Below are 12,860 nucleotides of genomic sequence, written 5' to 3'. Positions count from 1 at the left end.
TATCAAGGCTCGCCCGGCGGGCGCCCCTTGGCTAAGCTAGCGCCCCGATATGAACCTTCTCCAGATGAGAGCGCCGGATGATTGCGATAACCCCCGTGGCGGCCCTGCGCGGCCTGCTGCTGACCCTGCTGCTGGCGCTGGCCGGCTGCCAGCCCCCCCCGCCTGCCCAGACCCGTATTCAGGGCAAGACCATGGGCACCTACTATGTGGTGACCCTGAGCGATAGCTACCCCGGTGGGGAGCCCGCCCTCAAAAGCGACGTTGAGAGCCTGCTGGCCCGGATGAACAAGGAGATCTCCACCTACGATCCGGGCTCGCTCATCTCCCGTTTCAATCAGGGGCCCGCCAATACCCCGTTTGCCATCCCGCCCGCCATGGCCATCATAGTCCAGCAGGGGATGGATGCCGGTAAGCTGACCGACGGCAAGCTGGATGTGACCGTGGGGCCTCTGGTCAATCTATGGGGCTTTGGCCCGGACAAACGGCCGGTCAAGCGGCCCGATGAGGCAGCCATCGCCGCCGCCCGCCACAAGGTGGGCATCGACAAGCTGACCCTGACCCCGCAAGGGGATCACTTCCTGCTCGAAAAAACGATCCCGGATCTCTATCTCGACCTCTCCACTCTTGGCGAGGGGGCGGCATCGGATGAAATCGCCGCCCTGCTCGAGGGCAAGGGGGTACACAACTACCTGATCGAAGTGGCCGGTGCGGTGCGCAGCAAGGGCAACAACAGCAAGGGCTCGCCATGGAAAGTGGCCATCGTCGAACCCTCCGATCAGCCGGGGGCCTTCTCCGATATCGTCATCCCCAACGGCATGGCGCTCAGCACCGCGGGCAGCTATCGCAACTACTACGAGCTGGATGGCCAGCGTTACTCCCATATCATCGACCCCGCCACCGGCCAGCCGGTCACCCACAAGCTGGTCTCCGCCAGCGTCATCACCCCGACCGCGCTGGAGGCCGACGCCCTCGATACTGCCCTGATGGTGATGGGGCCTGAAGCGGGGATGGCCTTTGCCAAACAGCACCAGCTGGCGGTCTATCTCATCATCAAGACCGAACAGGGGTTCAAGGCCGAGTACACGCCGCAATTTGCTCCCTATCTGGCAGAGAAAAAACGGTGAGTTCAAGGCCCTGGCAACAGGGCCTTTCTCTTTCACTCATCGCGGGCAAAAGGCGGACAAACGGAGATGGTTCGCAATCGACAACTTGGCCAATTGCCTCTTCGGGCGCTTTGGTGGCACACTTTCTCCCATCAGCCCGTAGCGCCTCGACCCAGACAGATGCAGACACCTGAACAAGAGCCAGAAAAAAAGAGCCCAGCCAAGCCACAACGCATTCTGATGGTCAATGAGCAGCGCTCGTTTCAGGTGATGATGAAGGCGATGCTGCTCAATCTGGGTATCAGCAACATCACCTACTCCAATACCGCCGAGGATGCGCGGCGCCGCTGCCAGAAGGGCAGTTTCGACATCTATCTCATCGATTACGATCTCGGGGTTGGCGAGAATGGTCGCCAGCTGCTCGAGAGCCTGCGTGACAAAGATCTGATCCCGCCCCAGAGCGTGGTGATCATGGTGAGTGGCGACAGCTCCCGCGCCATGGTACTGAGCGCGCTGGAAGCCGAGCCCGACGAATACCTGATGAAGCCCTTCTCCCAGGAGCAGTTCTCGTTTCGCTTGAAGCGTGCCCTCGCCCGGCGCAACGTCCTGGCCAGCGTCTTTACCGCGCTGGCCGATGACAATCTGGCAGCCCTCATTACCGCCTGTGCCGAGCGGGCCGATGCGGTGCCCCGTTTTGCCAACTACTGCCGCTGCCTGCAGGCCGATACCCACCTCAAGCTGGGTCAGGCACAGGAGGCTCGCTCTTTAATGCGCCAGCTGCTGGCTGGGCAGGAGAACAGCTGGGCCCGCCTGACGCTGGGCAAGGCGTGCAACACCCTGGGGCTCCACGAAGAGGCGGTCAGCCATCTGCAGGCGACCCTCAAAAATACCCCGCTGATGGTGGAGGCTCACCTCTGGCTGGCAGAATCCCTGCTGGCCCTTGGCAATGACGAGCAGGCGCAGCAGGAGCTCAGACGGGCGGTGGATATCTCCCCCCAGTCGGTGCAACTCTCCCGTCGGCTGGCGGAGGTGTGCCTGCAGCGCCACGACTACGCCCAGGCCAAGGATGTGCTGATGTCGCTGATCGACCTGTCGCGCAACTCCATTCACCGCACGCCCCATTATCTGGGGGCCTATATCCAGACCCTGACTCTCTACGCCCTCAACAGCAACGACAGCTACCACATCGCCAACCTGCAAAAGCAGGTCAATTCTGCCCTGTCGCGCATCCGCGATTCGCTGATGATGTCGGAGTTCAACTACCCGGTATTCGAGCAGATCTGTCAGGCCCGGGTGCAGATTGCGCTGGGGGAGCTGCTCAAGGGCAAGAAGATGCTCTATCGCGCCAATCAGAACTGGCTCGATGAACCGGCCACCATGCCCCCCGCCCTGCTTGGTGAGACCATCCTCGCCCTCTACCAGCTCGGCGAGTTTGAATATGCCGAAAGCCTGCAAGGGCTGCTGGCGGAGGACGAAGATCGGCTGCTCACCACCTGCATTCAGGCAACCCGGGATGATAAGACGGTGCTGGAGCGGCGTCAGCGCTACCAGCAGCTCAACGATCTGGGGATCAAGGCCTATCAGAGCGGCGAGCTGGAGCAGGCCCTCGGCCATTTTCGCGAGGCCCTGCGCCGCGCCCCCGCCAATACCGGTGCGGCTCTCAACAAGATCCAGGTGCTGCTGCAACTGATGCAGAAAAACCGCAAGAGTCCGGAATTTGGTGCCGAGTGCAAAGACACCCTGGACGTGCTCGACGGCATCCCCCTCAACCCGGCCCAGCAGGAGCGTTTTCGCAAGCTGCGTCAGGAGTTCAACCAGTTCAGCTAAGACCCCGCCGCGTCCCCTTTTCCCCGCCTATGCTGAAACCAGTTCGGCAATGCGAGGGAAACGAAGATGGCGATGTGTCGTTATCTGGTGGCCGATGGCCGCCACTGCAGTGAAGAGGCTGGCGAGCACGATCTCTGCCACTGGCATGATCCCCACCATACCCATCAGGAAGCCCGCAGCGCCGAGGCGCTTGAACAGTACGTTCGCGCTGGCGGACTCTGCCACGGCCTGCAGCTGTCACGGGCCAATCTGGCGGGCCTCAATCTGGTCAACAAGGAGTCCGATCAGGGATTTTTGCTGGAGCAGTGCAACCTCTATCGCGCCAACCTGCGCGGTGGTCACCTCTACGGCCTGCGCATGAAGGGCGGCAGCCTGATGAAAGCCGATCTCAGTGATGCCAACCTCCAGTGCGCTACCCTCGATGACGTCAACCTGCTCGGCATCCGCTGGCACAACACCCGGCTCGACAACATGCAGACCGGCAAACGGGTGATGCAGGATCGCAAGGGGCGCCGCGAACGGGATCCCAAACAGGCGCGCATCTGGTTCAAGGAGGCGGAAGAGACCTACCGGGATCTGCGCAAAGCCTCCGAGGCACAGGGGATCTTCACCATGTCCGGCAACTATATCCAGCAGGAGCTCACCATGCGCCGCCTGCAACTGCCGTTCTGGTCGACCCAGCGTTTTACCTCCTGGGTGGTCGATCTCTTCTGCGGCTATGGCGAGGCCCCGATGCGGGTGGTGCTCTTCTCGTTGCTGCTCATCTTTATCTGCAGCATTTTTTACTTCTTCTGCGGACTGCATTTTCAGGGCGAGCACCTCATCTACCAGCCCGGTGCCCCTCTCGAGCAAAATGCCATCTTCCTGCTCGAATGCCTCTACTACAGCGTGGTCACCTTCACCACATTGGGGTACGGCGACTTCACTCCGGTCGGGCTCTCCAGGATCTTTGCCGCCTTCGAAGCCTTCACCGGCAGCTTTACGCTGGCGCTGTTTGTGGTGGTATTCGTCAAAAAGATGACCCGCTGACACCTCTGCCCACCCCGCGGTGCCTGCCACTGACGCAGGCCCGCGGCCAAACTTGCATCCACCGCCGATTCCTAGTCCAATAGCCACTTATAAAAATGACATGAGCATCCCGGACATGAAGATCATCTCTTTCAATATCAACGGCCTGCGCGCCCGTCTGCACCAGCTGCAAGCCATCATCGACAAGCACCAGCCCGATGTGATCGGCCTGCAGGAGATCAAGGTGCACGATGAAGCCTTCCCGCTGGCCGATGTGGAGGCCATGGGCTATCACGTGGAGTTTCACGGCCAGAAGGCCCACTACGGGGTCGCCATCATGAGCAAGCAGAAGCCGGTCAAGGTGGAGAAAGGCTTCCCCACCGATGACGAAGAGGCCCAGCGCCGGATGATCATGGCCACCTTCGAGCGCGAAGACGGCTCCCTCATCAAGGTGATGAACGGCTACTTCCCGCAGGGTGAAAGCCAGGATCACGAGACCAAGTTCCCGGCCAAGCAGAAGTTTTACGAGGATCTGCAGCACTACCTCGAGACCAACCACACCCCGGACGACCAGCTGGTGCTGATCGGGGATATGAATATCTCCCCCACCGATCTCGACATCGGCATCGGCGAGGCGAACCGCAAGCGCTGGCTGCGGGATGGCAAATGCTCCTTCCTGCCCATCGAGCGCGAATGGATGGAGCGACTGAAAGGGTTTGGCCTCACCGACACCTTCCGCGCCGCCAATCCCACCGAGTGCGAGCGTTTCTCCTGGTTTGACTACCGCTCCAAGGGCTTTGACGAGAACCGCGGCCTGCGCATCGACCTCATCATGGCCTCCGACGCCCTCAAGGACAGCGTGACCGAGACTGGTATCGACTACGAGCTGCGCGGCATCGAGAAACCCTCCGACCACGCCCCCATCTGGGCCTGCTTCGCCTGACACGGTGCAAGATTAACCAATGAGCCACAACGAATTCGTAAATTGTGAAGCGGCTCGCGGTTGCCCGCGATAAAAGGGCGTAAAAAACCCATCCAGACAAGGTGCCTTATGGCACCTTATTTTTTGCAGCAAGGAGTGGCTGGCGTGATACGGTTGCGAAGAGCCCTGGCCCGGGATGAACATCCCCGAAGCCCCCCGCCCAAATCGGAAAAGTCAGACTTTTTTCGTCAATCGGCAACCCTAATTGCCACTTTGAGAAGGTTGTGTTCAAGGTTGCCGCCCTATCATCTCCCATTCCAATCATAAATAAGTTGTTTTTTTAATCATGAAGTTAATGATGTGTATGGAGAAACATGCTGAACGCAGCAGCCGAAATCGATCCAACAGGAGTGTGATGATGAAGGTGCCCAATGCCGGAAGAGAGGTTTACAAACGCAGCTTGCTGACACTGGCGCTGATCAGTGGTCTGAGCGCCTGTGGCGGCGAGACGACCCAGACGGCCCAGACCATGCCCGCCGTCCCTGTGGTGGTCGCCGAGGTCAAGCTGACCGATGTGCCGCTCACCACCGAGATGGTGGGAGAAACCGCCGGTTTTCGCGAGATCGATGTGCGCTCCCGGGTCAGTGGCATCCTTCTCAAGCGCACTTATGTGGAAGGCCAGCCGGTTACCGCCGGTCAGGAGCTGTTTCTGATTGACCCTGAGCCCTACAAGGTGGCGCTGGAGCAGGCCAAGGGCACCCTGGCTCAGGAGCAGGCCCGTCTCAACAAGGCCCGTGCCGATCGGGATCGCATCATTCCCCTCTTCAAGCGTCAGGTGGTCAGTCGCAAGGACTATGACGACACCATCGCCAACTACGAAGCGGCCATCGCCAGCCATCAGGCCGCTCAGGCCAAGGTGAAAGAGGCGGAGCTCAACCTCAGCTACACCCAGGTGACCGCCCCCATCAACGGCATGGCGAGCAAGAGCTCCCAGTCCGAGGGGAGCCTTATCTCCACCAGCGGCGACAACGGCCTGCTCACAACCATCACCCAGTTTGATCCGCTCTACGTCAACTTCTCCTACTCGGAGCAGGATCGCCTCAACTTCGAAAACTCGGTAAAGAAAGGGGTGATTGAGGCGAAGGATGCCACCACCTGGCGCACCCATATTCGTCTGGCCGATGGCTCCCTCTATCCGGAGGCGGGCAAGCTCAACTTTTCCGACAACCGGGTCGATCCCCAGACCGGCACCATCCGTGCCCGTGCCATCTTCGACAACAAGGACGGCGTACTACTGCCCGGCCAGTTTGTCCGCATGACCATCGATCTGGGCCTGCGCAAAAACGCCATCGTGGTGCCGCCGCGCGCCATCGTCCAGTCCCAGGCTGACCGCATGGTGATGGTAGTCGATGCCGACAACAAGGTGGTGCCCCGCCCGGTGACCCTGGGCGCGGCAGTCGACTCCGGCGTGCTGATCGAGAGCGGCCTGCAGGCAGGTGAGCGCTATATCGTCGAAGGCTTGATGAAGGCTCGCCCCGGCGCTGTGGTGAAACCTGTCTCTGCCGACGAGATGAAGGCGATCACCGGCAAGGTGGTCAGCCAGTCTGCGGCCAAGTAAGGAGCCCGTATGTTTTCCAAGTTCTTCATAGAACGCCCCATCTTCGCCAGCGTGATTTCGATCATTATCGTGCTGGGCGGGTTGGCGGCGATGCGGGCGCTCCCCATCGAGCAATATCCCCAGATCACCCCGCCTGTGGTCTCGGTCACGGCGTTTTATCCGGGCGCAACCCCGGAGGTGATCTCCCAGACCGTGGCTGCGCCGCTGGAGCAGCAGATCAACGGCGTCGAGCGGATGATCTACATGCAATCGGGGTCGGCCTCCAACGGCCAGATGAACCTCAACGTCTACTTCGAGATCGGCACCGACCCGGATCAGGCCACCATCAACGTCAACAACCGGGTCTCGGCCGCCATGGCCCAGCTGCCGGAAGAGGTGAAAAAGCAGGGGGTGACGGTCAAGAAGAAATCGACCTCCATCCTGCAGGTGGTCACCCTCCAGTCACCGAACGGCTCGTTTGATACCACCTATCTGTCGAACTACGCCCTGCTCAACATCATCGACGAGCTCAAGCGGATTCCCGGCATCGGTGATACCACTCTGTTTGGCGGTACCGACTATGCGATGCGTATCTGGCTACGGCCGGATCGACTGGCCCAGCTCGAGCTCACCCCGAGCGACGTGATTGGCGCCATTCGCGAGCAGAATACCCAGTTCGCGGCGGGCAAGATCGGTGCCCAACCCACCACGGCCCCCATCGACTTCACCTACACGGTGCAGACCAAGGGGCGCCTTGAGGATGTGAAGGAGTTCCAGAACATCATCGTCCGCTCCATGCCCGATGGCTCCAAGATCCGGGTCCGCGATGTCGCCCGGGTCGAGCTGGGGGGCAAGGATTATGATCTGGTCGCCCGCGCCAACGGCAAACCGGCCATCGGTATCGCCACCTATCTGCAACCGGGCGCCAACGCCGTCGCGGTTGCCGATGCGGTACACGCCACCATGGAGCGACTCAAGGAGCGCTTCCCGCAGGATATCGAGTACCAGATCCCCTACGACACCACCGAGTTCGTGAAGATCTCCATCGAAGAGGTGGTACACACCCTGTTCGAGGCGATCGTACTGGTGTTCGTGGTGGTCTATCTGTTCCTGCAGAACTTCCGCGCCACCCTGATCCCCTGTATCGCGGTGCCGGTGTCGCTCATCGGGACTTTCGCCGGCATGCTGGTGCTGGGCTTCTCCATCAACCTGCTGACCCTGTTCGGCATGGTGCTCGCCATCGGCATCGTGGTGGATGACGCCATCGTGGTGCTCGAGAACGTCGAGCGGATCATGAGCGAGAAGAAGTGCTCCGCCAAAGAGGCTGCCATCCTCGCCATGCAGGAGGTCTCCGGTCCGGTGGTCGCCATCGTGCTGGTGCTCTGCGCCGTGTTCCTGCCGGTCGCCTTTATGGGCGGCATGACAGGGGTGATGTACAAGCAGTTCGCCATCACGGTCGCGGTCTCGGTCGCCATCTCCGGTCTGGTGGCACTGACTCTCTCCCCGGCCCTCTGTGCCGTGTTGCTGAAAGAGGGACACCACAAACCGGCCCGCTTCTTCGTCTGGTTCAACGAAAAATTTGACCAGCTGACCCGCGGCTATGTACGCGGTGTGGCCTTCCTGAACCGTCGGGTGGGGGTCGCCTTTGCCATCATCGGCGTGCTGATCCTCTCCATCTACGGCCTCTTCCTGAAAGTGCCGGGCGAACTGGTACCGAACGAAGATCAGGGCTACCTCATCTCCGCCGTCATGCTGCCGGATGCGGCCGCGATGAGCCGGACCCAGGCGGTGGCGGATCAGTTCGACAAGATCGCCATGGCCAACCCCCATGTGAAGGATGTGATCACCTTCTCGGGCTTTGACATTCTCTCCAATGCCATCATCAGCAACAGCGGCATGACCTTCATTACCCTGAAGGACTGGAGCGAGCGTCAGGGGACAGGACAGGACTCCTTCTCGCTGGCCAAGACCTTCCAGGGCTTGAGCCTGATGGGGCTGGCGGATGGCTTTGTCGCCTCCTTCAACCCGCCTCCCATTCAGGGGATGTCCACCACAGGTGGCCTTGAGGCCTATCTGCAGAACCGTGGCACAGGCAACGCACAGGCCTTCTCCGGCGAAGTGCAGCGCTTCCTCGAAGCGGCCAAGGCGCGCCCGGAGTTTGCCAGCGTCACCAGCACCTACCGCGCCAACGTGCCGCAGGTCTATCTCGACCTGGATCGCGAAAAAGCCAAGGCGCTGGGGCTGCCCATCAACGCGGTATTCGACACCATGCAGGCCACCTTCGGCCAGGTCTATGTCAACGACTTCAACCAGTTCGGCCGTACCTACCGGGTGCAGTTGCAGTCCGAGGCAGACTATCGCGCCAAGAAGAGCGACATCCGCAACGTCTATGTCCGCTCCGACAAGGGAGAGATGATCCCGCTCAGCAGTCTGGTGACGGTGCGTGATGCCACCGGCCCCGAACTGGTCGAACGCTTCAACATCTTCCAGGCCGCCAAGATCATGGCCCAGCCCGCCCCTGGCTACAGCTCGGGTCAGGCCATCGCCGCGCTGGAAGAGGTCGCCAATGAGGCTCTTGGCAACGACGCCAAGCTGGAGTGGACCGGCTCCGCCTATCAGGAGAAAGCGGCCGCAGGCAGCGCAGGCATGGCCTTTGGTTTCGGTATCGTGATGATCTTCCTGATTCTGGCTGCCCAGTATGAACGCTGGAGCCTGCCGTTTGCGGTGATCACCGCCGTACCGTTCGCCCTGTTCGGTGCCCTGCTCGCCACCTGGCTGGTGGGGCTGACCAACAACGTCTACTTCCAGATCGGGCTGGTGACCCTGGTCGGCCTTGCCGCCAAGAACGCCATCCTGATCGTGGAGTTCGCGGTGATGAAGCACGAAGAGGGGATGAGCCTCATCGAGTCGGCACTGGAGGCGGCACGCCTGCGTTTCCGTCCCATCGTGATGACCTCGCTCGCCTTCATCCTCGGCTGTGTGCCTTTGGTCACCTCCAGCGGGGCCGGTGCGGCAAGCCGTCACGCCCTCGGCTGGCCGGTCATCGGCGGCATGCTGGCCGCTACCTTTATCGCCATCTTCTTTATCCCGCTCTTCTTCCGCCTCATCATGAGAGGATCGGAAAAGCGCGCCAAGCAGTAACGCTCTCCCCAGGCGTTCCACCGATAACAAACTACCCCCGCCCGTGCGGGGGTATTTTTTTGTCTGCGGTGTGCTTCAATGACACACATCGAGACTTTTTTGCACAGGATCCGGATATGCTGGCTCAGCTCTGGCTCGCGACGACCTTGACGACCACTACCCTCTCCGCCTGTGGTCATCACGATTATCCCCCCTGGAACTGGCTGAGCGATGGCAAGATCATCGGCGTTTGTGCCGAAGTCGTCAGTACCCTCTATCAACGGTTGGGTTTCAATGTGGATCTCTCCTATGTGGGCCCCTGGGCCCGCTGTCAGCAGAAAGTGGCGAAAGGAGAGGTCGACATCAATATCTGTGCGCTGCGCAACGAAGAGAGAGCGCACTACTCCCGCTTTACCCGAACCCCCATGGCCATCAATGACATGGCGGTATTCGTGCGCCAACCCGGCAGCCGCTTGCTGCAACGAAGGGAGGATCTGACCGGACTGCGGGGCGCCATGATGATAGGCGTCAGCCTTGGCAGCGAAATGGATGGTTTTTTACAAGCGAATACCCGCATCTACAGGGTCAACTCCCTCAAGCAGGTATTTGGCCTGCTGGCCAGTGACCGGGTCGACTTCGTTCCCTATGGCCGCTCTTCCGGCCGCCTGTTTCTGAGCGAAAATTACCCGAGCAGCGGAATGGCTGTTCTGCAGTGGCCACTGCAGCGCGGTGAGCTCTATATTTCTGTTTCACTGCAATCCCCCCATCTTGGCACCCTCGAACAACTGGAGCCCATGTTGCAAGCGCCCGGCATTAGTCAATGGATAGACCAGTTGCTGGAAAAATACAGTGACCTCTACCTGCAGCAGCAACGCCAGCAGAAGCCTTGACCTTCTCGTGCGAGCAAGGTTTAGAGTTTGGCAACTTGCCCCCCTAAGGATGCCCGGATTGTCACTCACCCAGCTTGCTGCAAGATTGCCCTGCGTTGCTCTGGCCCGGCTATTGCTGGTGCTGCTGCTCGTCTGCAATCTGACCCTCTGCATCAGCTGGCATGGTTCTCCCCTCTCCTCCGAGCCGACCCCAAGCAGCGCCCAATCGATGGTGATGTTCGATTCATCCATGGCGATGGCGGATGGCGATATCTCTCATGCAATGTCCGCTATGGATCACCCGGGCGATCTCATGCCCCTCTCCTGCCATCAGGGAAACGAGGGGTCAGCCATGGGCGATGAGTGCCAGATGCAGACAGGCGTAAATGCTCTCTCCTTCGGCGCGATGGCTCTACTGGGTGTACTGGTCGCCCTGCTGATCTTCCCCCTGCTACTTTGCAACAACGTCGCAGCGTCACTGCTTGATAACTGGTTGCGGGATCCCTTCCTGCGCTCGCGCGGTACTCACCCTCCCTCCTGGCCGCGCCGACATCTGATGCTGTCGGTGTTACGCCACTAGAAAGTCCTTCTCTTGCGGCAGCGGCAAGCCTCGGCTTGTCCGTTTTCTGCTGCCTTGCCTGACCCTGTGACGACTGGCCCCGCCAGCAACAGGGATCCGTGCGCGCTGATACAGCTGCGCCCCGTTTGCCGCCAGCCCCTTTGGTGATGCCTTGCACCTCACCCGACCGGCGGCCTGCAAAAGAGAAGACGTATTATGTCACCAGCCCACTTTTCACCGTCCAAGGTTGCTGCCTTCGCGGGCGCCTTATCCTCCTGCACTTTCTGCATGCAGACCCGCGCCGGAGGCCAGTCATGAACAAGACCATCCTGATGTCGGCCCTGCTGCTGGCCCTCGGCGCCGGTGGCGGCTACTGGACCGCCAAACAGACCACCGCTGACACCGCGGCCAAGGAGAAGACGCCGCTCTACTGGGTCAACCCCATGGATCCGCGCGACAAGCGCGATGCCCCCGCCAAGGACAACATGGGGATGGACTTCATCCCCGTCTATGAGGAAAAACAGGGCGACTCACCCGGCACCGTCACCATCAGCCCCGAGATCCAGCAGAACCTGGGGGTACGGCTCGCCAAGGTAGAGAAGCTTCCCATCCACCAGCAGATCGAGACGGTGGGCTACGTCGGCTATGACGAGGATAGGCTGGAGGCGGTCAACGCCCGTATGGCAGGCTGGATCCGCACCCTCGCCATCAAGAGCGAGGGGCAGCAGGTGAACAAGGGGAGCCTTATTTACGAGCTCTACGCTCCGGATCTGGTCAACGCCCAGCACGAATACCTGCTAGCGCTCAACACCGCCAATCCGCTGCTGCTGCGCGCCGCCGAGGGCAAGCTCAAGTCCCTGCAGGTGCCGGCGGATCAGATCGCGGCCCTCAAGCGCACCCGTCAGGTGCAGGAGACGGTGCGCATCTATGCCCCGAGCAGCGGCTATGTCTCCGAGTTGAAAGTGCGCGAAGGCCAGTATATGGAGCCCGCCGCCGCGCTCTTTAACATCAGCACCCTACAGCAGGTGTGGGTGAGCGCCGAGGTGTTCGAGCGCCAGGCGGCCCAGCTGAAGGTGGGAGATCCGGTGACCATGACCCTCGACTACGCCCCCGGCCGCTACTGGCAGGGCCGGGTCGATTACCTCTACCCAACCCTGGATGCCACCACCCGCACCCTCAAGGTACGGCTGCGCTTTGCCAACCCGGATGAGTTCCTGAAACCCAATATGTTCGCCAAGGTGACGATTCAGGCGGGCAAGGGAGAGCCGCAACTGGTGGTGCCGAGCGAAGCGGTGATCCGTACAGGCAGCCAGGACAGGCTGGTGCTGGCGCTGGGGGATGGCAGCTTCAAGTCGGTGGCCGTCACCCTGGGCCCCCAGTTTGGCGACAAGGTCGCAATCAAGGCAGGGGTGGAGGCTGGGGATAGCATCGTCAGCTCGGCCCAGTTCCTGCTCGACTCCGAATCGGCCATCGATTCTGACTTCCAGCGCATGACGGCGGTGCGCCCCACCCAGGTGTGGACCCAGGGTGAGGTTGAAAGCATCGATCTGGCCAACCGCACCCTGATGGTCTCCCACCAGCCCATCCCCGAGTGGCAGTGGCCCGCCATGGAGATGGAGTTCGCCGTGGCCGACGGGGTCGATATCAGCAAGCTGGCAGAAGGACAGACCCTGCACCTGCAAGTAATACAGGAGGGGGATGAGTACCGCATCACCACCATCCATCAGGAGCAGACGCCAGCAACTGGCGACACCGCCAAGCCTGCGGCAGATGAGATGGACAAGATGGAAGGCATGGATCATAGCCAGCATCAGATGGCGATGCCCGAGATGGAGAAGAAGTCATGATCCCTGCC

Annotated in this window: 9 protein-coding genes; all 9 read left to right on the top strand. The window is 60.9% G+C overall.

Annotated elements, in window-relative coordinates:
• The first annotated feature begins 77 nt into the window (after nucleotides 1-77).
• Nucleotides 78-1,124 carry an FAD:protein FMN transferase gene (locus tag AB5Y76_RS15670; RefSeq protein WP_263717510.1) on the top strand — a complete coding sequence of 349 codons (1,047 nt, stop codon included), beginning with the start codon at nucleotides 78-80 and terminating at the stop codon, nucleotides 1,122-1,124.
• A 159-nt stretch (nucleotides 1,125-1,283) separates the two neighbouring features.
• Nucleotides 1,284-2,930, top strand: a complete 1,647-nt coding sequence (locus tag AB5Y76_RS15665) for a tetratricopeptide repeat-containing response regulator (protein ID WP_263717509.1) — start codon at nucleotides 1,284-1,286, stop codon at nucleotides 2,928-2,930.
• 66 nt (nucleotides 2,931-2,996) lie between these two features.
• Nucleotides 2,997-3,959 carry an ion channel gene (locus AB5Y76_RS15660; protein ID WP_069555464.1) on the top strand — a complete coding sequence of 321 codons (963 nt, stop codon included), beginning with the start codon at nucleotides 2,997-2,999 and terminating at the stop codon, nucleotides 3,957-3,959.
• 115 nt (nucleotides 3,960-4,074) lie between these two features.
• Nucleotides 4,075-4,881: an exodeoxyribonuclease III gene (gene xthA, locus AB5Y76_RS15655; protein ID WP_005353222.1), complete on the top strand. Its 807-nt coding sequence runs from the start codon at nucleotides 4,075-4,077 to the stop codon at nucleotides 4,879-4,881.
• 397 nt (nucleotides 4,882-5,278) lie between these two features.
• Nucleotides 5,279-6,478, top strand: a complete 1,200-nt coding sequence (locus AB5Y76_RS15650; protein ID WP_042056448.1) for an efflux RND transporter periplasmic adaptor subunit — start codon at nucleotides 5,279-5,281, stop codon at nucleotides 6,476-6,478.
• A gap of 9 nt (nucleotides 6,479-6,487) precedes the next feature.
• A complete protein-coding gene (locus tag AB5Y76_RS15645) occupies nucleotides 6,488-9,598 on the top strand; it encodes an efflux RND transporter permease subunit (RefSeq protein WP_047439197.1) in 3,111 nt (1,036 codons plus the stop codon).
• 116 nt (nucleotides 9,599-9,714) lie between these two features.
• A complete protein-coding gene (locus AB5Y76_RS15640) occupies nucleotides 9,715-10,467 on the top strand; it encodes an ABC transporter substrate-binding protein (RefSeq protein WP_047439196.1) in 753 nt (250 codons plus the stop codon).
• Between the two features lie 58 nt (nucleotides 10,468-10,525).
• Nucleotides 10,526-11,026, top strand: a complete 501-nt coding sequence (locus AB5Y76_RS15635) for a hypothetical protein (RefSeq protein WP_263717508.1) — start codon at nucleotides 10,526-10,528, stop codon at nucleotides 11,024-11,026.
• Nucleotides 11,027-11,319: 293 nt separating this feature from the next.
• Nucleotides 11,320-12,852 carry an efflux RND transporter periplasmic adaptor subunit gene (locus tag AB5Y76_RS15630; RefSeq protein ID WP_263717507.1) on the top strand — a complete coding sequence of 511 codons (1,533 nt, stop codon included), beginning with the start codon at nucleotides 11,320-11,322 and terminating at the stop codon, nucleotides 12,850-12,852.
• The last annotated feature ends 8 nt before the right edge of the window (nucleotides 12,853-12,860 follow it).

The organism is Aeromonas sp. R1-2, from assembly GCF_040908505.1.
In the GTDB taxonomy this organism is placed as follows: domain Bacteria; phylum Pseudomonadota; class Gammaproteobacteria; order Enterobacterales; family Aeromonadaceae; genus Aeromonas; species Aeromonas veronii.
The sequence above is the reverse complement of the archived record's forward strand: the minus strand, read 5'-3'. Positions and strand labels throughout refer to the sequence as shown.

What these genes read in the sequence shown, in the direction of transcription:
- AB5Y76_RS15645 (WP_047439197.1), top strand. Translation starts at nt 6,488, where the DNA reads ATGTTTTCCAAGTTCTTCATAGAACGCCCCATCTTCGCCAGCGTGATT.
- AB5Y76_RS15640 (WP_047439196.1), top strand. Translation starts at nt 9,715, where the DNA reads ATGCTGGCTCAGCTCTGGCTCGCGACGACCTTGACGACCACTACCCTC.
- AB5Y76_RS15650 (WP_042056448.1), top strand. Translation starts at nt 5,279, where the DNA reads ATGAAGGTGCCCAATGCCGGAAGAGAGGTTTACAAACGCAGCTTGCTG.
- AB5Y76_RS15630 (WP_263717507.1), top strand. Translation starts at nt 11,320, where the DNA reads ATGAACAAGACCATCCTGATGTCGGCCCTGCTGCTGGCCCTCGGCGCC.
- AB5Y76_RS15660 (WP_069555464.1), top strand. Translation starts at nt 2,997, where the DNA reads ATGGCGATGTGTCGTTATCTGGTGGCCGATGGCCGCCACTGCAGTGAA.
- AB5Y76_RS15670 (WP_263717510.1), top strand. Translation starts at nt 78, where the DNA reads ATGATTGCGATAACCCCCGTGGCGGCCCTGCGCGGCCTGCTGCTGACC.
- AB5Y76_RS15665 (WP_263717509.1), top strand. Translation starts at nt 1,284, where the DNA reads ATGCAGACACCTGAACAAGAGCCAGAAAAAAAGAGCCCAGCCAAGCCA.
- xthA (WP_005353222.1), top strand. Translation starts at nt 4,075, where the DNA reads ATGAAGATCATCTCTTTCAATATCAACGGCCTGCGCGCCCGTCTGCAC.